The organism is Formivibrio sp. oc-25 (assembly GCF_055810895.1).
Genome location: NZ_JBVVOL010000006.1, coordinates 155,668 through 175,135 on the forward strand (window position 1 = coordinate 155,668; position 19,468 = coordinate 175,135).

Sequence of the window (19,468 nt, forward strand, 5' to 3'; positions counted from 1 at the left end):
GACAGGAATCGTCATCACAGGAATGTTTGATATTGGCGCTGGCCGCTTTTTTGGTTTATCACGTAAGCTTTGCGTGTAAGCGAGCATGGACGGGCCTGCCGATTATTTGTAGCGGATGGTCGAATTTTGCTTGCTGAGAACCTGATCACGGCTTCGCAGCAAGATACGTGAACAAGTTCTAAGATCGAGATATGCGCCAGCATGTTTGGGCGCATGGGCAGTGCGGTACAGGTGGAGACAAGTTGAAAAATAAAAGATATCGCGGCCTGCAATGTCTGGCGGGTTTGCTGCTGATGTGGGTTTCATCCGGTGTTTTCGGGAAGACTGTCTTGCTGGAGGTGCCTGAAACCATTCCGGGGTCGATGATCGACCCGATCAGCCTGACCGAGTATTGGCTGTATTACCGTGGCGGCATTCAGTTGATGTCGGGAATGATCTTGCTGCTGCTGGGCGTGGTGGTCTACCTGCTGTGGCAGCAGCGCAAGATCCGGCAAGTTGAACAAACTTTGCGGCGCGAACGGCAGCATACCGAATCGATGGCAGCCGGCAGCGAAGAGCGTCTGCGCACTATTTTTGAAATCATTCCGGTCGGTATTGCACTGCTTGATCGGGAAGGAAAAATCATCGATTGCAACTCTGCGTCCGGACGCATGCTGGGCCTGAGCCGGGCCGAGCGTCTGGTGGGCAAGTTCGATGATGGGGAATGGGAAATTTTCCGCCCGGATGGCACCGTCATGCCGCATGCCGAATACGCCAGCGTGCGCGCCATGACCGAACGGCGGCCGGTGCAGGATGTCATCATGGAAGTGCGCACTGCAGACAGCAGTGTATGGCTGAGTGTGAGTGCTACGCCGCTTGATCACCCGCGTTATGGCGTGGTGATGGCCTATGTCGATATCACTGAACAGCGCCAGGCGGAAACCCGCCTGCAATTGGCTGCCAGCGTATTCACGCATGCGCGCGAGGGCATCACGATCACCGATGCGCGCGGCAATATCCTCGATGTGAACGAGGCCTTCTCCCAGATTACCGGTTATGCGCGCGAAGAGGTGCTGGGGCGTAACCCACGCATCCTGAATTCCGGCCGCCAGCCACCCGAATATTACGCCGGCATGTGGCGCGCCCTGCTGGAACAGGGGCACTGGTATGGTGAGGTATGGAACCGGCGCAAGAATGGCGACATGTACGCACAGATGCTCAATATCAGCGCGGTGCATGATGCCAATGGCAGGCCAAGACATTACGTCGGCCTGTTCACCGATATCACTGAAATCAAGACCCATCAGCAGCAGCTCGAGCGTATCGCCCAGTATGACATGCTGACCGACCTGCCCAATCGCATGCTGTTCGCCGATCGTCTGCAGCAGGCCATGGCACAGGCGTTGCGCCGCAGTACGCAACTGGCCGTGGTGTATCTGGATCTGGATGGGTTCAAGGCCATCAATGACCGGCATGGACATAAGGCGGGAGATGACTTGCTGGTGACGGTGGCCCAGCGCATGAAGGCTGTGTTACGCGAGGGGGATACGCTTGCCCGTCTGGGTGGGGATGAGTTCGCTGCCATTCTGGTGGACCTGGAGGCAGGAACGGATTGTCAGCCGATATTGACGCGCATGTTGGGTGCTGCCGCCGATCCGGTGTTGCTGGGCGAGGCCATGTTGCGGGTATCCGCCAGTATCGGTTTCACACTCTACCCGCAGGATCCGGTCGATGCAGACCAGTTGCTGCGCCATGCCGATCAGGCCATGTACCTGGCCAAGCAGCAGGGCAAAAATTGCTACTATCGCTTCGATGTGGTGCGCGATGTGGTCACGCAAAACCAGCACGAAGCACTGGAGCAGATCCGGCTGGCGCTGGCGCGCAATGAATTCGTGCTGTACTACCAGCCACGGGTCAATATGAGAACCGGCGTGGTGGTCGGGGCGGAAGCCCTGATTCGCTGGAGGCATCCGGAGCGTGGCCTGTTGCTGCCGGCCGAATTCCTGCCGATTGTCGAGGATCGCCCGCTGGGCATTGCGCTGGGCGAGTGGGTCATCAAGACAGCCTTGGCGCAAATGGCGGATTGGCAGGCACAAGGCATCGAGATTGCCGTCAGTGTCAATATTGCAGCACGCCAGTTGCAGCAATCCGATTTCGTTTCCCGCTTGCAGGCCTTGCTTGCTGCCTACCCGGAAGTTGATCCGACCCGGTTCGAGCTGGAGGTGCTGGAAACCAGCCTGCTTGAAGATATGGCGCATGCCTCCGAGGTCATCAACGGCTGTCGGGCGCTGGGCGTGCGTTTTGCGCTGGATGACTTTGGTACGGGTTATTCTTCGCTGACTTATCTGAAGCGCCTGCCGGCCGATGTGCTGAAAATCGACCGCAGCTTTGTGCGCGACATGCTTACCGATCCGGATGATCTGGCGATTGTCGAAGGCGTGCTGGGCTTGTCTGCTGCATTCGGGCGCGAAACGGTGGCGGAAGGTGTCGAATCGGTGGCGCATGGTGAAATGCTGATTCCGATGGGATGCGAGCTGGCGCAGGGCTATGGCATTGCCCGCCCCATGCCGCCCTCCGAATTGCTTCGATGGATGCGAACCTGGGTGCCGGATGCAGCATGGACCGAGTGGAATGGCCGCAGTCTCAATCCGGAAGTGCTGCCGCTGTTGTTCGCCATCGTTGAGCAGCGCAGCTGGCTGCAATCGGTGGGAGCCTATTTGCATGGCGAGTGCAAGGAGCGTCCTGACATGGGCATTCGCGCCGGCCGTTTTGCCCACTGGTATGAGCATGAAGGACAGCGTTGTTACGGGCAACATCTGGTGTATCGCGATATCGGTCTGCTGTATCGCAGTGCGCGACAGATAGGCCTCAGCTTGCTTGAGTTGCACGGCCAGGGGCAACACATGCAAGCGCAGCGTGGCCTGGCCGCACTGAACGAGGTCAGTACCGAGCTGGTGGATGCATTGCGCGTCATGGTGCGCAGCGCCGGCCGGAGCGGGGCTGCGAGCGATGCGGCTCCGCATGAGTGGGTGTCCGGCTGATCGCAAGCAGGGCGGTCAGTCCGTTCCGGATTCTGGCTGGAAATTCAAAGGGCTGGTGCGAGCGGGGAGAGTCGAACTCCCACGCCTTGCGGCGCTGGAACCTAAATCCAGTGCGTCTACCAATTTCGCCACGCTCGCATTGGCTGCCCGGTAACGGGCACCTAAAAAAACAAGGGCTTAGCCTAAGCTAAGCCCTTGTTTTCATGATATGGGGTGGATGATGGGACTCGAACCCACGACGACAGGAATCACAATCCTGGACTCTACCAACTGAGCTACATCCACCACTGAAACCAATCTGTTACTAACTATTGCCCGTAACAGTAAATCTTTACGGCATTTTTTTCAACTCTGCAGGCTTGGCGCGCCCGACAGGAATCGAACCTGTAACCTACGGCTTAGAAGGCCGTTGCTCTATCCAGTTGAGCTACGGGCGCACATCTAAAAGGTTACTGCGCCGTGGTACTACATGTAAATCTGGTCGGGGCGGTGGGATTCGAACTCACGACCCTCTGCTCCCAAAGCAGATGCGCTACCAGACTGCGCTACGCCCCGATGAGGAGCGGGAATATACGCGGCGCTTCAATCAGCGTCAAGACATTCTTGCCTGCTGATTGAGCGAAATGTCGATTCAGTGCGAAAATAGCGGGCTTTCCCCCATTCCTATGCTCAAGGAGCGGTAATGACCGCACAGATTCTTGATGGCCGGCAGATTTCGGCCGAGATAGTGGCTGACGTTCGGGCCAAGGTCGATGCGCGCATCGCCGCCGGCAAGCGTGCACCATGTCTGGCTGTAATCCTGGTTGGAAATGATCCGGCTTCGCAGGTTTATGTTGGCAACAAGAAGCGTCAGTGCGCCAACGCCGGCATCCATTCCGTGGCCTATGATTTGCCGGATACCGTGTCCGAACGGGAACTGCTGGATCTGGTTGCGCGCCTGAATGTCGATGTCGAGGTGGATGGCATTCTGGTGCAATTGCCGCTACCCAAGCATATCGATGCCGAAACCATCATTGAAATGATCGATCCGGCCAAGGATGTCGACGGCTTTCATCCGTACAACATGGGTCGGCTTGCCTTGCGCTTGCCGCACCTGCGCCCCTGTACGCCGCGTGGCGTAATGACGCTGCTGGAGCGCACCGGCCTGCCGATCAAGGGGCAGAATGCCGTGGTGGTGGGGGCTTCCAATATCGTGGGTCGGCCGATGGCCTTGGAATTGCTGCTGGCGGGTGCCACGGTCACGGTTTGTCACCGCTTTACCCGGGATACTCCGGCCAGGGTACGCGAAGCGGATATCGTGGTGGTCGGCGTGGGCAAACCTTGCCTGGTCAAGGGCGAGTGGATCAAGCCGGGTGCCATCGTGATCGATGTCGGTATCAACCGCCTGCCGGATGGCAGCCTGTGCGGCGATGTCGAATTCGATGTGGCCCGGGAGCGTGCGGCCTGGATCACGCCGGTGCCGGGTGGCGTCGGTCTGATGACCGTGGCGACGCTGATGCAGAATACCTATGATGCGGCGGTAGCGCGCAATCCCTGATTATTCAGAATTCATACCGGGTGGCTAGCCTGTAGCGACTGGTCATCCTCTTTACGGGGCATTCCCATGTTTCAAAAAGACGTACCCATCGTCGAAAACATCGAAATCAAACCAAACAACTACCTGATGACCTTCCGCGATGCGGAATTGGCCGGCAAGTGCCGCATTGGCCAGTTTCTGGAATTCAAGGCGGGTGGGTTGGAAAACCTGCTGCGGATTCCGATCAGCATCGCGCGCGTGCGCGGCGATCTGGTTTCCATCCTGTATCACGTGGTAGGTAATGGCACGGCAGCCATGGCCAAGTCGCGTGTGGGCGATTCGATCAACGTGCTTGGTCCGCTGGGTAACGGTTTCCCGCTGGATATTCCCGCCGACAAGGAAATCCTGTTCGTGGCGGGCGGGATCGGTTTCGGTCCGTTTCCATATGCAATGGACAGCTTTGCCAACTGGAAGCTCTTTTACGGTGTGCGCAACGAGGCGCAGTTGCTGTTGCAGGATGAAGTCGCAGCATTGGAAAGTGCCGGCAAGGCATTCATCGCCACCGATGATGGCAGCTACGGCACGAAGGGCTTTGTGACGGATCTGCTCGATGCCTATCTGGCCAAGAATGCCAGCAACAAGGTGATCTTCTGTTGCGGCCCGAACCCGATGATGAAGCGTGTGTGCGAAGTGGCCGCCAAGCATGGCGTGGAAAGCCATATCTCGATGGAAGACTACATGGGCTGCGGCATCGGTATCTGCGTCGGTTGCGTGCGCAAGATTCGTGAACCGAGCAAGCCGGAGGGCTGGGAGCACAAGAAGGTCTGCAAGGATGGTCCGGTATTCAAGGGGGAGGATATCCTGTGGAGCTGAACAATATGAAACCCGATCTGCGCGTGAAGCTCGGCAATGTGGAACTGGCCAATCCGGTGATGCTGGCATCCGGCACCTGCGGCTATGGCGATGAGCTGGAAGACTATATTGACCTGGACCGCCTCGGTGGCATTTCGGTCAAGGGCACCACGCTGGAAGAGCGCCAGGGCAATCCGATGCCGCGCATCGTCGAGACCTATGGCGGCATGATCAATGCGATCGGTTTCCAGAATGTCGGCATGGAGCGCTTCGTTTCGGAGAAATACCCTTACCTGAAAAATATCGGTGCGCGTACCTTTGTGAACATTACCGCCAATTCGGTGGAGGAGTTTGGTACGCTGGCTGCTGCAGTCGATACCTTGCCGGAGATTGCTGGCGTGGAGGTCAACATCTCCTGCCCGAACATCAAGAAGGGTGGTATCAACATGGGTACCGACCCGGTCGCGGCGGCCGAGGTGGTGACGGCGGTGCGACGCAATACGTCCAAGCATGTGATGGTGAAGCTCACGCCCAATGTCACTGACATCAAGCCGATTGCCAAGGCCTGCGAGGATGCCGGCGCGGATTCGATCTCGCTGATCAATACGCTGGTGGGCATGGCGGTCGATGTGAAGACCCGCCGCCCGAAGATTGCCAACGTGATCGGCGGTTTGTCCGGCCCGGCGATCAAGCCGGTAGCGGTGCGCCTGACCTGGGAAGTGGCCAAGACCGTGAAAATTCCCGTGATCGGCATGGGCGGGATCACCTGCCTGGAGGATGCGCTGGAATTCCTGATCGTCGGTGCCAGTGCGGTGCAGGTGGGAACGGCCAACTTCTTCAATCCGCGCGTGACGATGGAGATTCTGGACGGTCTGGAGCAGTACATGATCGACAATGGCATAGCCAGGATTTCGGATATTGTCGGTACGCTGAAGCTCGGTTGATACGGTGTATTGGTCGGCATGCATATAGCTGGAAAGCCTATTTACATGCCGACAATGTGGTTGAATCAGAATAAGGCCAAGCGGATAATCCGCGAAACGTTATCAATTGGATGATGCGGGGCGCTACTGGCGCCCCGTTTGCAACTGGGGACATCATGGACCTGCAACATTACCTGCTGCTGCTTGTGGGCGCGGTGCTGGTCAACAATGTGGTGCTGGTGCGCATTCTCGGCCTGTGCCCGTTCATGGGCGTGTCCAGAAAGCTGGAAGCCTCGCTCGGCATGGGTATCGCTACAACCTTCGTGCTGACGCTGGCGTGCGGAACTTCCTGGCTACTGGATCAACTGCTGCAAGCCTGGCATCTGGAATACCTGCGCACGTTGGGCTTTATCGTGGTGATCGCCGCGATCGTGCAGTTCACGGAAATGTTCATCCACAAGACCAGCCCGGTGCTGTACCAGGTGCTCGGCATTTATTTGCCGCTGATTACCACCAACTGTGCCGTGCTGGGTGTGCCCTTGCTCAACGTATCCATGCGGCACAATCTGCTCGAATCCCTGCTGTTCGGCTTTGGCAGTGCGCTGGGTTTTTCCCTGATTCTGATCCTGTTTGCCGCCATGCGTGAACGCATGGAAGGGGCGGATATCCCGGAGTTTTTCCGGGGAACCCCGATTGCGTTTGTGACAGCGGGCCTGATGAGCCTGGCCTTCATGGGTTTTTCCGGATTGGTGAAGTGAAATGACGGAATTTCTCGAAGCGCTGCTGATCATGACCGTGCTGGCGCTGCTGCTCGGTGTCGTTCTCGGTATTGCCGCGATCAAGTACAAGGTTGACGAAGATCCGCTCGTGGACCAGATCGATGCCATCCTGCCGCAGACGCAGTGTGGCCAGTGTGGCTATCCCGGGTGCAAGCCCTATGCCACTGCACTGGCCAGCAACGAGGCCGATGTGAATCTGTGCATTCCCGGCGGCGATGACGGCATTCGCAAGCTGGCCGATCTGCTGGGCAAGGAGTACAAGCCATTCAATGCCGAACATGGCGTGGAAAAGCCCAAGTCCTTTGCCGTGATCGATGAAAACATCTGCATCGGTTGCACGTTATGTATCCAGGCTTGCCCGGTGGATGCCATCGTCGGCAGCGCCAAACACCTGCACACCGTGCTGGTGTCCGAATGTACTGGCTGTGAACTTTGCGTGGCGCCATGCCCGGTGGATTGCATTTCCATGCAGCCGGTACCGGAAACGCTGACCAGCTGGAAATGGCACTATCCGGTCATCCCGATCAAGGTCAAGTCATGAAGTTCAACCTGCGACCTGTAACCGCTTTCCATGGCGGCGTACACCCGCCCGAATTCAAGCATCTGTCGTGTGACAGTTCGATTGTGAAGGCGCCGTTGCCGCGGCGACTGGTGGTGCCGCTGCTGCAAAGCGTGGGCAACAAGGCCCGTCTCTTGGTCAGTGTCGGTGATCGCGTGCTCAAGGGGCAGCGTATCGGCGCACCGGATGGCAGCATCTCGGTGGCAGCGCATGCGCCGACTTCCGGCGTGGTAACGGCCATTGCACCGGCACGTCTGGCACATCCGTCAGGGCTATCCGAGCTGGCCGTCACGATCGAGCCCGATGGCGAGGACCGCTGGATCGAGCGCCTGCCCTTTGATTGGCAACATGCCGAGCCGCGTGCCGTGCGCGAATACCTGCGCGACATGGGTGTGGTAGGTCTGGGGGGCGCCGTCTTCCCGTCGCACCTGAAGCTGTCCGACAAGGGCAAGGTGCACACGCTGATTGTCAACGGTGCAGAGTGCGAGCCCTACATTACCTGCGACGATCGGCTGATGCGTGAGCATGCCGAGGGCATCCTGGCCGGTACCCGCATCGTGCGGCATCTGCTGGGCGCGCACGAAGTGTTGATCGGCATCGAAGACAATAAGCCTGAAGCTGCGGCGACGATGCGCGCGGCAATCAAGGCCAGCGACATGCAGGCCGAGGTTGTGGTGGTACCGACGTTGTATCCGTCGGGCGCCGCCAAGCAGCTGATCAATCTGCTGACCGGTACTGCGGTACCGTCTGGCGTGCGCTCGACCGACATGGGGCTGCAGTGTTTCAACGTCGGTACCCTGTATGCGATCTGGCGTGCGCTCGAATTCGGCGAGCCGGCCATCTCGCGCGTGGTGACGCTGACCGGCCACGTCGAGCGTCCCGGCAACTATGAAGTGTTGATCGGTACCCCGCTGGATGAATTGCTGCAACTGGCCGCAGTGAAGCCTGGCGCATCAGGTTATATCTATGGTGGTCCGATGATGGGGTTCGATTTATCGACGCTCGATGTCGGGCTATCCAAGGCTGGCAACTGCATCATTGTGCAAAATCCGACCGAATTCCCGGAAAAATCGCAGGAAATGCCCTGCATCCGTTGCGGCAAGTGCGCAGAGGCCTGCCCGATCGAATTGCAGCCGATGGATCTCTACTGGTTTGCACGCAGCAAGCGTTTCGACAAATCGCAGCAATGGGAATTGTTCGACTGTATCGAATGTGGCGCGTGTGCCTATGTGTGCCCGTCCAATATCCGGCTCGTGGATTATTTCCGTTTCTCGAAATCGGAAATCTGGGCGGAAGAGCGCAAGCGCAAGGAAGCCGATCACGCACGCCAGCGCTTTGAATTCCGCCAGTTCCGCGAAGAACGCGAGAAGCGCGAGAAAGCCGAGCGATTGGCTGCGCGTGCTGCGCAGAAACATGAGGAGGCTGCGACCTCGGCCGACCCGGCCGATGCCGAGCGTGCCGCCAAGATCAAGGCAGCAATGGAGCGTGCGGCCGCGAAGAAAGCTGAGACTGGTCAGGTTGCTGCGCCTGCGCAGGAGCAGCAGGTCGAACTTGATTCAGACAAGGCCGATCGCATCCGTGCGGCGATGGAAAAGCGAGCGGCAGAAAAAGCGGCGCTGGAGGCCATGACGCCGGAAGAAAAAGCCGCGCGTGATGCCGAGAAACAGGCACGGATTCAGGCTGCCATGGAAAAAGCTGCAGCCAAGAAAGCCGAAGCGGCAGCCAAGGCGGCTGAGCCCCCGCCGCCACCGGAACCTCCGGCACCCGCGCTGGATCCGGAAAAAGCCGAACGCATCCGTGCCGCGATGGAAAAACGCGCTGCCGAGAAAGCCGCGCTGGACGCCATGAGCCCGGAAGAGCGTGCCGCAATGGAAGCCGAGAAGCAGGCGCGTATCCAGGCTGCCAAGGAAAAGGCTGCGGCCAAGAAAGCAGGGCAGAGCGAAGCATGATGAAGACATCTCCTTTTGTTGCCAAACCGATGCCGCTGCAGCAGGTCATGTTCAAGGTTGCCGCAGCGCTGGTGCCGGCGATTGTGGTGGCGGTATGGGCGTTTGGCATCGGCGTGCTGGTGCAGATTGCCTTGGCTGTTCTGGTAGCCCTGGCGACGGAAGCCGGCTGCCTGAAATTGCGCGGTTATCCACCCAAGCCTTTTCTGTGCGATGGTTCGGCCGTGGTGACGGCCTGCCTTTTGGCACTGTCGGTACCGCCGCTGGCGCCGTGGTGGTTGATTGTGCTGGGTACGTTCATCGCGATTGGCTTGGCCAAGCACCTGTTTGGCGGGCTGGGCCAGAACCCGTTTAACCCGGCCATGATCGGCTTTGCCGTGCTGATCGTATCCTTCCCGGCGCAGATGTCGCGCTGGGCAGCGCCCCTGGCGCTGGCACTGCCGGATCTCGATGCCGCTGCACAAGTCGCACTGATTTTCACCGGCCATCTCCCGGCAGCCCTGGCGTTTGATGCCGTGGCGGCTGCCACGCCGCTCGATGCGGTGCGTACGGGCCTGCTGCAACACCTGGCACTGCCGCAGATTCTGCAGGGGCCCGTGTTTGGTCGCTTCGGTGGCGAGGCCCAGCAGTGGGTTGCACTGGCCTATCTGATCGGCGGCCTGTATCTGTGGCAGCAGAAGATCATACAGTGGCGTTTGCCGCTTGCTTTCCTGGGCGGCTTGCTGCTGACAGCGCTGCTGTTCTGGCTGGTGGAGCCGGCACGTTATGCTTCGCCGCTGTTCCATCTGGTTTCAGGTGGTGCGATGCTGGGCGCATTTTTCATCATTACCGATCCGGTCAGTTCGCCGACCACGCCGCGCGGACAGCTGATCTTTGCCGCGCTGGCCGGCCTGCTGGTCTACATGATCCGCACTTTTGGCGGTTATCCGGATGGCGTGGCTTTTGCTGTCATCATCATGAATATTGCAGCACCGTTTATCGATCAGTACACGCAGCCGGCAGTATTCGGTCGCAAGAAAGGAGGCAAGGCATGAAAGCCATGTTCTCCAATGGTGTGCGCGATGCCGGTATTCTGGCTGGCTTCACCCTGTGTTTTACCGCCATGATGGCCGGCGTTTACGGGTTGACGCGCGATACCGTGTTGCGGAATGAAACCGAGGCGCGCTCGCGCCTGGTGGCACAGGTATTGCCGGCAGGCAGTTACGACAACGATTTGCTGACGGATAGTCGCGAATTGCCCCAGGCGGATTCGCATCGACTCGGTATCGATAGCGGTGCACATGTCTATCTGGCGAAAAAGGGCGGAACCACCATCGCTGTCGTGCTGGAAACCACGGCACCCGACGGCTATGCCGGCGCCATCAAATTGCTGGTGGCAGTAGGCCGGGATGGCAGCACGCAAGGCGTGCGCGTGGTCACGCACAAGGAAACACCAGGCTTGGGCGATTACATCGATGTGGCCAAATCGAACTGGATTCATCAGTTCGATGGCAAATCTCTTTCTCAGCCTTCGCCTGAGCGCTGGAAAGTCAGGAAGGACGGCGGTGATTTCGATGCCAATGCCGGTGCCACCATCAGCCCCCGGGCCGTGGTGCGTGCGGTGAAGGGGGCGCTGGAATACGCGGCAGAAAACCGCCAGAAGTTATTTGAGTGAGGCTGCAATGATCACAAAGCAGGAAAGCAGGGAAATCATCCAGAACAGCATCTGGAAACAGAATGCCGGGGTGGTGCAGATCCTTGGCATGTGTCCGGTGCTGGTGATGTCCAATAATATTGTCAACGGCGTAAGCCTGGGATTGGCCACCAGTCTGGTGATGCTGGTTTCTGGTCTCGGTGTGGCAGCCTTGCGCCAGTTTGTTCCCAATGAAATCCGCACGCCGATTTTTATCCTGATCATTGCCGCGTTGGTGACAGTGGTTGATCTGCTGATGAATTCCTACCTGCATGGACTTTATGTTGTGCTGGGCATTTTCATTCCGCTGATCACGACCAACTGTATCGTGCTGGCGCGTGCCGAAGCATTTGCATCCAAGAATGGCGTGATCCAGTCGGCACTGGATGGTTTTTTCATGGGTCTGGGGCTGACACTGGTATTGGCTGTGCTCGGCGCCATGCGTGAACTTGTGGGCAAGGGGACGCTGCTGTCCGATATCGACCTGCTGTTTGGCCCGGCGGCCAAAGACTGGGTGATCCATGTAGTCCCGGCCGAGCAACACTACCAGTTCCTGCTCGCCATCCTGCCGCCCGGCGCATTCATTGGCCTGGGCTTCCTGATTGCCGGCAAGATGGCGCTGGACAGGCGAGCCGAGGCCAAGGCACGTGCGCAGGCGCAAGCCAGGCTCGATGCCGCATCGGCAACCTGAGTCACCTTGCTTTCCGGGCATGTGTCGCCTCAGCCCTGCTGACAGCTTCTTGCGACAGCACATGAACAGGTTCAAGCGATGAATGCGAGCAAACGCTATCAGTTTTTCCAGCGGCTGGCCGAACTCGATCCGCATCCGGTGACAGAGCTGGAATATGCCTCGCCGTTCGAATTGCTGACTGCCGTGCTGTTGTCGGCCCAGGCTACCGATGTCGGTGTCAACAAGGCGACGCGACGGCTTTTCCCGGTGGCGAATACGCCGCAGACCATCCTGGCGCTGGGGCAGGATGGGTTGGAATCTTATATCGCCAGCATTGGTCTCTATCGCAGCAAGGCCAAACACCTGCTGGAAACTTGCCGCATCCTGATCGACAAGCACGCAGGCGAAGTGCCGCATAGCCGCGAAGCGCTCGAAGCCCTGCCCGGCGTGGGGCGCAAGACCGCGAATGTGGTGCTGAATATCGCGTTTGGCGAGCCGACCATCGCCGTCGATACGCATATCTTTCGCTTGGGCAATCGAACCGGGTTGGCACCGGGCAAGGACGTGGTCGCTGTCGAGCAAAAACTGCTCAAGGTGGTGCCGGCAGAGTTTCGCCAGCACGCGCACCACTGGCTGATCCTGCACGGGCGTTATGTCTGCAAGGCGCGCCGGCCCGAGTGCTGGCGCTGCGTGGTCAATGACTTGTGTGATTACAAGGCCAAGGAACTCACGCCACCCAAGGGGCACTGATCCCGTTTCAGGCCACTTGCACCGGCAGTATGATCTCCATGCAAAATCCGCCGTTGGGCAAGTTGCTGGCGCGGATGCTGCCGTGGTGGGTTTCGATCACGCGCTTGGCGATGGCCAGCCCCAGCCCATAGCCACTGCCGGTTGGCTTGTCGCCACGATAGAACGGCTCGAAGATGGCCTCCAGTTCGTCCTTGTCGATGCCCGGCCCCTGATCCAGCACGCGAATCAGCAGATTGTCACGGCTGACGGTCAACGCCGTTTCGATCCGAACCGCAGCATGTTCCGGCGTAAAGCGGATGGCGTTGCGCACGATGTTTTCCAGTGCCCGCTGCAACAGTTCCGGCTGGCCTTGCAGCGTGCAGGCCGGGCAGGGGACCAACTCGATCCGGCGCTGACTGGCTTCGGCCTCAAAACGGGCATCCTCGGTGACATCAGTCAGCAACAGATGCATGGGAACCAACTCAAGTGCGGGTTGCCCGACCCCGGCTTCCAGACGCGACAGCGTCAGCAATTCCCCGACCAGCGTATCCATGCGCTCACTTTCGCGCTCGATGCGCGCCATTGAGGCATCGAGCTTGTCCGGTTGTTGTCGAGCCAGACCGATGGCGACCTGCAATCGTGCCAGCGGCGAGCGCATTTCATGCGAGACATCGTGCAGCAGGCGACGCTGGCCTTCCATCAGCGATTGCAATTGCCCGGCCATATGATCGAAATCACGTCCGAGATCCGCCAGCTCATCGCGGCGTCCCCCCATTTGATTGGCAATGCGTACACCCAGTTCGCCATGTGCCGCCTTGTCGAAAGCGGTGCGCAGCGTGCGTATGGGTTTGGAGATGTACCAGGCCAGTAGTACGGCAAAAATCAGGCTGGCAACCAGCGCGATGGTCAGCGGAATGACCGGCAGAAAAGGTCCGCCTGGCGGAGGAGGCCGGTTGTCGAAGGCTCCGGCATCACCATCCGGTGGCGGCATGGGTACCATCCCCGGTTCAGTCGGGCGCGGGATGAACAACAGGTAGGTGGATTGACTCGCATGCGTGACCTGTTGGGCATAGCCCCGATTTTCTACAGCCGCGGTACGGGCGGATTGCAGCAATTCCATCGGTACGGTGCGGTCGAGCAATTCCTGTCCGTCGGCGTTCACGGCATAGATCGGATGACGAGATGGACGTTCCAGCCGTGCCCGCAGCGCGGATTCCCCGCCATAGATCAGCACGAGCGCCGTGTCCTGGATCTGCATGGTTGCTGGCGGTGTGGCATCCAGCATGCTGAGTTGTTCACGCTGATTGCGATCCTTGATCCAGAATACCCCGCCGATACCAAAGACGGCGGTCAGCTGTGCCAACCAGATGAAAAAGAAGAATTTCCAGAACAGCCGCCCCATCAGCCTTCTCGCAGAAACTGATAGCCTTGCCGGTATACGGTCTGGATGTAGGAGCGGCCATCGGCCATGTTGCCGAGCTTGTGGCGGATGCTGGAAAGGTGCACATCGATGCTGCGGTCGTAGCGAGTCAGCGGACGGCCGAGCCCCTGCTCGGACAATAGCGCCTTGCTGACCGGACGCCCGGCATTGCGCACCAGTACTTCGAGCAGGTTGAATTCCGTGCTGGTCAGGCTCAGGGTGTTGCCATTGAGCTCGGCCAGTCGTTGTTCGGGACGAATTGTTACCGGGCCGACGACCAGCGGATCATTCCCGCCATGGTTCGTGTCCGTATTCTGCATGCGGCGCAGGATGGCGCGGATTCTGGCGGTGAGCTCGCGTGGCGTGCAGGGTTTGGGCACATAGTCATCCGCGCCCAGTTCCAGGCCGATAATGCGGTCCGTGTCATCGCCCCGCGCTGTCAGCATCAGTACCGGAATGGGACTGCTGTTACGAATCTGGCGCAGCACCTCAATTCCGTTCAGGCGCGGCATCATGACATCGAGCACCACAATCTGGTGACGTCCTGTCAATGCTTCCTCCACGCCGCGCTCTCCGTCATGCGCCAAGGTGACTTCAAAGCCTTCCTGCGCGAGATAGTCGGCCAGCATGCTGGCCAGCTCGACATCATCATCAACCAGTAACACCTGCGTCATTGCCTGCTATTTCCTTGTTTATCCGGCAGAAATGATAACCAAGCCCCCGTGCGTCATGGCTAAAAAATCCAATGGTTTACAAATATTTACCGCAATCCGTTTCGCCATGAACACTTTTGCTGTGCTTAACCGCCCATTAACCGTACTTAACCGGCACGACGCGCATCATGTCGGTGTTCCCTGGTTTGATCCGATTCATATTTGCGATTTCGAGGAGAGTAGTCATGCGAATCCAGAATTTTGTCCGGCAGTACGGTACGGCCCTGTGTTTAGCCCTGGTTTTTCCGGTGGCATTGGCTGCAGGTATCGAGCCACCGACCGCCAAGTCACAGCCGCCCAAAATGCATGCCATGGCCGGCATGCACGAAGACATGCCCGAGCCCGTGCCGCCATTCTTGTGTGGCATCGAACTGACCGAGTCTCAGCGCGATGAAGTTTTCAACATCATGCATGAACAGTTGCCGGCCTTGCGCAAGCACTACAAGGCGGAGCGCAAGGCTCGGGAAGCGTTACAGGCCATGGCCCTGTCTGCCAAATATGACGAAGCCAAGGCACGTGCGCTGGCGGAAAGCATTGGCAAGGGCGCGATGGAGCTGACCCTGTTGCGTGCCCGATCGGAGCAGATGATTTTTGCCGTGCTGACACCGCAGCAGCGTCAGCAGCTCGAAACCATGAAATTGCAACGGCATCCCGGTCCGAATGAGCGCACACCAGCATTGATGCCGCCTCCTGGCCAGGATGGTGCGAACCTGCCATCTCGCTGAGTCTGTGGCAGGTCAATCGCACTGGCCGGGCATATTCGATGACGTGAGGGGTGACCTTAACCGAACTTTACTTGACTTTACCTGTTGCGCCGAACAGCGCACATAAATCTGGCCGATAACATGCTTATGATGGCGTATTGCCCGATGACGGGGTGGTAAGGCAGCGGCCGTCTTCCGTTGTTTTATGCGTAATTGCTGCCGATTATTTGATCTTGCAAGGAGAAAATCGTGATCAGTGGCATTGGAAATAGCTCATCCTTGTGGATGATGGCGCGGCCGAGTTCGGCGCAGATGGTGAGTGACCTGTTCTCGAAACTGGATACCAAGAATCAGGGTTATCTGGAAGAGAGCGATCTCGAAGCAGCATTCAGCTCGATTGCAACGGATGACAGCTCGTTGAGCGTGTCCGAGTTGTTCAGCCAGCTTGATTCGGATGGTGACGGCAAAGTTACCGAATCCGAAATGAGCTCAAGTCTGGAGCAATTATCCGCGCAGCTGGATGCCGGTTTCAATAACATGCGTACTACCGGCATGGAGGCAGGGATGCCGCCTCCGCCGCCGCCCATGTCACAATCTGAAGACGAGGGATTCTCCCTGGAAGAGTTGACGGCACAACTGGAAGAGATCGATTCAACCGACAGTGCGCGCTATAACCTGGTTTCCAGCATCGTTTCCAATTTCGATGAAGCCGATGCTGACGGCGATGGTAAGGTCAGCATGCAGGAAGCCATGACCTATGCCCAAAGTACTCAATCGACAACGGCCGCCGATTCTTCGACAACCACGGTCTCTGCCGTCGACAACCAATCTGCCACAGTGGCGGATGACACTACTCAGGCAGAGGTTTTGCGGCGCATCATGCAGTTGATGGATGCGTACCGTACCAGCGACACGACCACTGCTTCACTGGTGTCGGCCCTGTCGATCTCTGTTTGATTGGACTGGTGAGTTTGCTTATTTGACCTGCTGGGGCGGTTCAGCATTGATGAAATGCTCGCCGCCCAGCAGTTTTTCGTACATCTGCGGGTCTTTCCATTCAGCCCGGCACTGTTCCGAGAAATGGATGTCCTGCAGACGGATGCTGCCCATCCGCTCATTCTCGGCATCCTCGCGAAAAGCCTGTGCGTAGCCGGTCTCTGTCTCGTGGGCAATGACCGAATGCAGGCGTACCAGGCCTTCGCCATTACGCATGACAGTTTGCTTCAGAATGGCATCGATAATGATAAAGAATAGTCGGGCAAACTGTTCTGCTGACGGGGAAACCGGCATCGATATCCAGCGGGCAGAGAATCGCTGGCACAAACGGATATATTCAGGATCATCCTTGTCCCAGAAGCAGATGGCGTGATCGAAAGCGTCGATCACATCACGGATTGATCCTTTCATCAGGCCAAAATCGTAGACCATCTGTCCATGATCCAGCGCGTGCGCTTCCAGCAGAACCTCAACCTTGTAGCTATGCCCATGGATAGAGGTGCTGCAGCGCAGGGATGAACAGTTGCGCACAATGTGTGCGCTTTCAAAGCGGAAAAGTTTACGAATCAGCATGGTTAAAACCCGACGTTATTCATCAGGTTTTAACAGAGGAAGCGATCGGCATGCAAGCTGAATCAGTGCAGGGCGCGCTCAGCCGGAAAGAAAACCGCAAATTCGCTGCCTTCACCCAGGCGGGACTGTACCTCCAGGCGCGCCTGATGTCGCTGCAGCACATGCTTGACAATCGCTAGTCCGAGCCCAGTACCGCCGGTCGAGCGGGAACGCCCTCGATCGACGCGGTAAAAGCGTTCCGTCAGACGTGGAATGTGTTCTGGCGCCACGCCAATGCCGGTATCCCGTACCGCAAAAACCGGCTGACCATTGCGTTCTTCCCATATCAAGCGGATGGCACCTCCTTGTGGCGTATAGCGAATGGCGTTGGATACCAAATTGCCAAAGGCGGAATGCAGTTCGTCATGATTGCCGATCAGGCGCAGCGGTGCCACCCCTTCAAGGCTGATGGTATGCCGGCCTTGCGACAAGCCTTCGGCTTCCGTCCGCAGGATCTGCATCATATTGGGAATATTGACCTCGTCTTCCTTCATCTGCTGGCCGTTTTCCAGCCGTGACAGGGCCAGCAGGTCCTCAACCAGGCGTTGCATGCGGCCGGTCTGCTCGTGCATCAGTTGCAGATGCTGTTCGCGGGTGGTCGGATCGATATCGGGCATGTCGAGCATGGTCTCGATAAAGCCACCCACTACGGTCAGTGGGGTGCGCAGCTCATGCGACACGTTGGCCACAAAATCGCGATGGACGGTCTGTACGCGGTCAAGTTGGGTGATGTCGCGTGACAACAGCAGTTTGCGATTCGAATCGAACGGAACCAGCTGGATGGTCAGCACCTGTTCTTGCGGGCGCATCAGGCGCAAGATCAAGGGCTGGCTGAAATCCTGTTGATGCAGATATTCGCGCAGTGTTGGTGTACGAATCAGGTTTGTCAGGGGCTGGCTGATGTCGGATTGCCTGCTCAGTCCCAGATGTCGGGCAGAGGCAGGATTGCACCATTCAATGCGGTCGTGCTCATCCAGGATGACCATGCCGTCCGGCATGGCTTCGCCGGCACGCTGAAAACGCTCCAGTGTGGCCGAAATCTGCTCTTTGCGTTTTTGCTGGCTACGGACAATCTCATAGATACGATCAAAGGCTTCCCGCCAGAGCAGGAAACCGCGTGGGGCGGAATCGAGTGTGGGTGTTTGCAGCCATAGGTTGAGTCGTGCCAGATTGATCATGTGGTAAATCAGCGAACAAACCACGCCTGCCAGTGCAAGCAGCAGGCCAGCCTCTGTTCCGGCCACGGCACCGGTAAACAATGCCACCAAGGCCAGGGCCAGATAAAAGATCAGTGATTGAATCCAGAGCATGCGATGCCCAATCAATTGGCGGAAAAACGGTAGCCCGTACCACGCACGGTTTGTACCAGTACATCGTGTCCGGTCTTTTCCAGTTCGGCGCGCAGGCGACGGATATGCACGTCAACCGTCCGTTCTTCTACAAATACATGGTCCCCCCAAACCTGATCGAGCAGTTGCGTACGGGAGTACACGCGTTCGGCGTGGGTCATGAAAAAATGCAGCAGGCGAAATTCAGTCGGCCCGAGTGATAACTCGGTACCGTTAGCGGTGACGCGATGGGTAATCGGATCAAGGCGTAATCCTTTGACTTCTACCGGATCATCCGTCGCATCGGGGGAGCGGCGACGGAGAACCGCCTTGATGCGGGCCTGCAATTCACGCGGACTGAATGGCTTGGTGATGTAATCATCTGCTCCAGTATCCAGCCCGGCTATTTTGTCTGCCTCATCCGAACGGGCGGTCAGCATGATGAGCGGGATCTGGCGGGTGCGTTCATCTGCACGCAACTTGCGGGCGTAATCGATGCCGGAAATGCCGGGAAGCATCCAGTCCAGCAAAATCAGATCCGGCAGGGCACTGCGCACCATGTTTTGTGCAACCTCAACACTGTCTGCCCGCATCACATGATGTCCGGCCTGGGTCAGATTGAACGCAATCAGCTCCTGAATGGCCGGTTCGTCTTCCACCAACAGAATATTTGCAGCCATGACGTCTTCCTTTTTTGGGCGTGGCTTTTAAATTAGCTACGAGAGTACGACTGCATTGTGAAAATAATATTACAAGTATTCTCGACGACTGCCGTGCTGCATACGTCAGTGTATGGCGGTAGGGCGTATAAACAATAGATCATCAGGTTGGAATTGGCTGGTTTTGCAATGGGGTGGAATAAGTGGCAAAAACGGCAGTGAGCTAATTTCATTAAGAAACAGCGGCTTGACTGGATTGGCTCAAATTTTTTCGAGGAAGGTGTTGACGAGTGTTTGGGAGGTGGGTATAGTTCGGCCTCTCTGCTGCAGACGCAGCGAAGTTTGAAGCGCGAAACGTTGATTTTACAGT

At 57.9% G+C, this 19,468-nt stretch carries 18 protein-coding genes and 4 tRNA genes; 13 read left to right on the forward strand and 9 right to left on the reverse strand.

The genetic code is table 11. The annotated features are described in order from the left end of the window. Window positions 1–242: 242 nt before the first annotated feature. On the forward strand, window positions 243–3,020 hold the full coding sequence (locus AC0KVQ_RS06085) for a putative bifunctional diguanylate cyclase/phosphodiesterase (RefSeq protein WP_473420253.1): 2,778 nt from the start codon (window positions 243–245) through the stop codon (window positions 3,018–3,020). A 53-nt stretch (window positions 3,021–3,073) separates the two neighbouring features. Here AC0KVQ_RS06085 and AC0KVQ_RS06090 read toward each other — a convergent pair. The 4 genes from AC0KVQ_RS06090 to AC0KVQ_RS06105 form a co-directional block, all read right to left on the reverse strand. Continuing rightward, window positions 3,074–3,158: transfer RNA gene (locus tag AC0KVQ_RS06090), tRNA-Leu, on the reverse strand. Window positions 3,159–3,229: 71 nt separating this feature from the next. Then, window positions 3,230–3,305: transfer RNA gene (locus AC0KVQ_RS06095), tRNA-His, on the reverse strand. Between the two features lie 75 nt (window positions 3,306–3,380). Further along, window positions 3,381–3,457, reverse strand: a tRNA-Arg gene (locus AC0KVQ_RS06100). A 41-nt stretch (window positions 3,458–3,498) separates the two neighbouring features. After that, a tRNA-Pro gene (locus tag AC0KVQ_RS06105) sits at window positions 3,499–3,575 on the reverse strand. Window positions 3,576–3,702: 127 nt separating this feature from the next. Between AC0KVQ_RS06105 and folD the strand changes: the two genes are divergently transcribed. The 10 genes from folD to nth all read left to right on the forward strand — a co-directional run bounded on the left by folD (window position 3,703) and on the right by nth (window position 12,687). Further along, window positions 3,703–4,557, forward strand: coding sequence for a bifunctional methylenetetrahydrofolate dehydrogenase/methenyltetrahydrofolate cyclohydrolase FolD (folD, locus tag AC0KVQ_RS06110; protein WP_473420254.1), 855 nt, complete (start codon window positions 3,703–3,705; stop codon window positions 4,555–4,557). A gap of 66 nt (window positions 4,558–4,623) precedes the next feature. Then, window positions 4,624–5,409 (forward strand): dihydroorotate dehydrogenase electron transfer subunit, encoded by a 786-nt coding sequence (locus tag AC0KVQ_RS06115; RefSeq protein WP_473420255.1) that lies wholly within the window; start codon window positions 4,624–4,626, stop codon window positions 5,407–5,409. Window positions 5,410–5,414: 5 nt separating this feature from the next. Further along, entirely contained in the window at window positions 5,415–6,332 is a 918-nt protein-coding gene (locus AC0KVQ_RS06120) for a dihydroorotate dehydrogenase (RefSeq protein WP_473420256.1), read from the forward strand. A gap of 155 nt (window positions 6,333–6,487) precedes the next feature. Then, window positions 6,488–7,069, forward strand: a complete 582-nt coding sequence (gene rsxA, locus AC0KVQ_RS06125) for an electron transport complex subunit RsxA (RefSeq protein WP_473420257.1) — start codon at window positions 6,488–6,490, stop codon at window positions 7,067–7,069. A gap of 1 nt (window position 7,070) precedes the next feature. Further along, entirely contained in the window at window positions 7,071–7,631 is a 561-nt protein-coding gene (rsxB, locus tag AC0KVQ_RS06130) for an electron transport complex subunit RsxB (protein ID WP_473420258.1), read from the forward strand. Then, a complete protein-coding gene (gene rsxC, locus AC0KVQ_RS06135; RefSeq protein ID WP_473420259.1) occupies window positions 7,628–9,598 on the forward strand; it encodes an electron transport complex subunit RsxC in 1,971 nt (656 codons plus the stop codon). The genes rsxB and rsxC overlap by 4 nt, the downstream gene beginning before the upstream one ends. Beyond that, on the forward strand, window positions 9,595–10,629 hold the full coding sequence (locus AC0KVQ_RS06140; protein WP_473420260.1) for an RnfABCDGE type electron transport complex subunit D: 1,035 nt from the start codon (window positions 9,595–9,597) through the stop codon (window positions 10,627–10,629). The genes rsxC and AC0KVQ_RS06140 overlap by 4 nt, the downstream gene beginning before the upstream one ends. Next, window positions 10,626–11,249, forward strand: coding sequence for an electron transport complex subunit RsxG (gene rsxG / locus AC0KVQ_RS06145; RefSeq protein WP_473420261.1), 624 nt, complete (start codon window positions 10,626–10,628; stop codon window positions 11,247–11,249). Before AC0KVQ_RS06140 ends, rsxG begins: the two co-directional genes overlap by 4 nt. Before the next feature lie 7 nt (window positions 11,250–11,256). Then, window positions 11,257–11,958: an electron transport complex subunit E gene (locus tag AC0KVQ_RS06150; RefSeq protein WP_473420262.1), complete on the forward strand. Its 702-nt coding sequence runs from the start codon at window positions 11,257–11,259 to the stop codon at window positions 11,956–11,958. Window positions 11,959–12,036: 78 nt separating this feature from the next. Beyond that, window positions 12,037–12,687: an endonuclease III gene (nth, locus tag AC0KVQ_RS06155; protein WP_473420263.1), complete on the forward strand. Its 651-nt coding sequence runs from the start codon at window positions 12,037–12,039 to the stop codon at window positions 12,685–12,687. A 7-nt stretch (window positions 12,688–12,694) separates the two neighbouring features. Here the strand turns inward: nth and AC0KVQ_RS06160 are convergent, their stop codons facing one another. Beyond that, window positions 12,695–14,068, reverse strand: a complete 1,374-nt coding sequence (locus AC0KVQ_RS06160) for an ATP-binding protein (RefSeq protein WP_473420264.1) — start codon at window positions 14,066–14,068, stop codon at window positions 12,695–12,697. After that, the gene (locus AC0KVQ_RS06165) at window positions 14,068–14,760 is read right to left on the reverse strand and encodes a response regulator transcription factor (protein WP_473420265.1); all 693 of its coding nucleotides are present in this window, start codon (window positions 14,758–14,760) and stop codon (window positions 14,068–14,070) included. The genes AC0KVQ_RS06160 and AC0KVQ_RS06165 overlap by 1 nt, the downstream gene beginning before the upstream one ends. Before the next feature lie 224 nt (window positions 14,761–14,984). Here AC0KVQ_RS06165 and AC0KVQ_RS06170 point away from each other — a divergent pair, with 224 nt between their 5' ends. Together AC0KVQ_RS06170 and AC0KVQ_RS06175 are read left to right on the forward strand one after the other, a co-directional pair. After that, the gene (locus AC0KVQ_RS06170; protein WP_473420266.1) at window positions 14,985–15,524 is read left to right on the forward strand and encodes a Spy/CpxP family protein refolding chaperone; all 540 of its coding nucleotides are present in this window, start codon (window positions 14,985–14,987) and stop codon (window positions 15,522–15,524) included. Between the two features lie 228 nt (window positions 15,525–15,752). Further along, the gene (locus tag AC0KVQ_RS06175) at window positions 15,753–16,460 is read left to right on the forward strand and encodes an EF-hand domain-containing protein (RefSeq protein WP_473420267.1); all 708 of its coding nucleotides are present in this window, start codon (window positions 15,753–15,755) and stop codon (window positions 16,458–16,460) included. A gap of 18 nt (window positions 16,461–16,478) precedes the next feature. On the opposite strand, the gene AC0KVQ_RS06180 is transcribed toward AC0KVQ_RS06175, so the two are convergent. The 3 genes from AC0KVQ_RS06180 to phoB form a co-directional block, all read right to left on the reverse strand. Further along, a complete protein-coding gene (locus AC0KVQ_RS06180; protein WP_473420268.1) occupies window positions 16,479–17,072 on the reverse strand; it encodes a 6-pyruvoyl trahydropterin synthase family protein in 594 nt (197 codons plus the stop codon). A 62-nt stretch (window positions 17,073–17,134) separates the two neighbouring features. Further along, window positions 17,135–18,421 (reverse strand): phosphate regulon sensor histidine kinase PhoR, encoded by a 1,287-nt coding sequence (gene phoR / locus AC0KVQ_RS06185; protein ID WP_473420270.1) that lies wholly within the window; start codon window positions 18,419–18,421, stop codon window positions 17,135–17,137. An 11-nt stretch (window positions 18,422–18,432) separates the two neighbouring features. Next, a complete protein-coding gene (phoB, locus tag AC0KVQ_RS06190; RefSeq protein ID WP_473420271.1) occupies window positions 18,433–19,119 on the reverse strand; it encodes a phosphate regulon transcriptional regulator PhoB in 687 nt (228 codons plus the stop codon). Window positions 19,120–19,468 lie beyond the last annotated feature (349 nt).

Bases quoted from the DNA above. Each gene is read 5' to 3' on its own strand.
- phoR (WP_473420270.1), bottom strand. From the start codon at position 18,421: ATGCTCTGGATTCAATCACTGATCTTTTATCTGGCCCTGGCCTTGGTG.
- rsxG (WP_473420261.1), top strand. From the start codon at position 10,626: ATGAAAGCCATGTTCTCCAATGGTGTGCGCGATGCCGGTATTCTGGCT.
- nth (WP_473420263.1), top strand. From the start codon at position 12,037: ATGAATGCGAGCAAACGCTATCAGTTTTTCCAGCGGCTGGCCGAACTC.
- AC0KVQ_RS06150 (WP_473420262.1), top strand. From the start codon at position 11,257: ATGATCACAAAGCAGGAAAGCAGGGAAATCATCCAGAACAGCATCTGG.
- rsxA (WP_473420257.1), top strand. From the start codon at position 6,488: ATGGACCTGCAACATTACCTGCTGCTGCTTGTGGGCGCGGTGCTGGTC.
- rsxB (WP_473420258.1), top strand. From the start codon at position 7,071: ATGACGGAATTTCTCGAAGCGCTGCTGATCATGACCGTGCTGGCGCTG.
- AC0KVQ_RS06115 (WP_473420255.1), top strand. From the start codon at position 4,624: ATGTTTCAAAAAGACGTACCCATCGTCGAAAACATCGAAATCAAACCA.
- AC0KVQ_RS06160 (WP_473420264.1), bottom strand. From the start codon at position 14,068: ATGGGGCGGCTGTTCTGGAAATTCTTCTTTTTCATCTGGTTGGCACAG.
- AC0KVQ_RS06165 (WP_473420265.1), bottom strand. From the start codon at position 14,760: ATGACGCAGGTGTTACTGGTTGATGATGATGTCGAGCTGGCCAGCATG.
- AC0KVQ_RS06170 (WP_473420266.1), top strand. From the start codon at position 14,985: ATGCGAATCCAGAATTTTGTCCGGCAGTACGGTACGGCCCTGTGTTTA.
- AC0KVQ_RS06180 (WP_473420268.1), bottom strand. From the start codon at position 17,072: ATGCTGATTCGTAAACTTTTCCGCTTTGAAAGCGCACACATTGTGCGC.
- folD (WP_473420254.1), top strand. From the start codon at position 3,703: ATGACCGCACAGATTCTTGATGGCCGGCAGATTTCGGCCGAGATAGTG.
- rsxC (WP_473420259.1), top strand. From the start codon at position 7,628: ATGAAGTTCAACCTGCGACCTGTAACCGCTTTCCATGGCGGCGTACAC.
- phoB (WP_473420271.1), bottom strand. From the start codon at position 19,119: ATGGCTGCAAATATTCTGTTGGTGGAAGACGAACCGGCCATTCAGGAG.
- AC0KVQ_RS06120 (WP_473420256.1), top strand. From the start codon at position 5,415: ATGAAACCCGATCTGCGCGTGAAGCTCGGCAATGTGGAACTGGCCAAT.
- AC0KVQ_RS06140 (WP_473420260.1), top strand. From the start codon at position 9,595: ATGATGAAGACATCTCCTTTTGTTGCCAAACCGATGCCGCTGCAGCAG.